General features: G+C 63.5%; 1 pseudogene. It reads right to left on the bottom strand.

What is annotated here, in order from left to right:
- Positions 1-811: pseudogene (locus G7009_RS27280) on the bottom strand (hypothetical protein); the annotation flags it as partial.

Genomic DNA, 811 nt, shown 5'->3' on the forward strand with positions numbered 1-811 from the left:
CGTTGCCGCCCAGGAAGTTGTGCCCATCGGCCGAATAGGTGTAGCGCGTGTCGATCGACGGTTGGCCATGGCCGGGATGGTTGAGGTGCTGGGTCACCCGCGGCATCGGATCGACCCCTGAGCCGATCGGGAACAGATGTCCGCCGTCCTGGTAGAAGACCTCCTCGAAGCCGCCGCTGGGGGTGCGCACCTTGCTGATGCAGTCCATGTTGCGTTCGCGGCTGTACTCGAACCGCCAACTGGCCTTGTTTTCGGTGGGCAGCTCGATACGCCCCACCTTGCGGTCGGCGTCCACCAGCACGAGGGTGTAGACCGCGCTGCCGGCATCGGTGGGAAAGGTCAGGGTGACCAGGGTGCTTTCGCGGGCAATCTCCAGCAAGGTATCGCCACGCATGTCGGTGACCTTGGCCAGGCGCGGGAAGCCATTGTCGAAGGTGGCGTACTCGAGTTTCAGCCACTGGCCCTGTTCGTTGAACACCTGCACCGGCAACGCCCGACGGTTGCTGCCCGAGCCCTGGGGTTCGAGAAGGTCGACCTGGCCCGAGCGGTGCACCAGACGCCAGCGGCTGTCGGACTCTTCGTACAGGTGGAAGCTGTCGATTTTCTTTTCCTGCATCGCCAGCTGGTTGGTGTCGCCTTTACGGTCGGTGACCTTGTAGGTCTCACCGCTGGCCAGGGAAATCAATCGGCGCTCGCGGTCCGGGTCGAATTGCGACAATTGCAGGTTCCAGCCCTTGCCATAGCCCGAGTCATGGAGGTTGAGCGGGCTGTAGCGCAGCGCCAGGTCAAGTTCGGGGCCGAGCAGGTCGTT

The sequence above is a fragment of the Pseudomonas capeferrum genome (genome assembly GCF_013523055.1).
Lineage (GTDB): Bacteria > Pseudomonadota > Gammaproteobacteria > Pseudomonadales > Pseudomonadaceae > Aquipseudomonas > Aquipseudomonas capeferrum_A.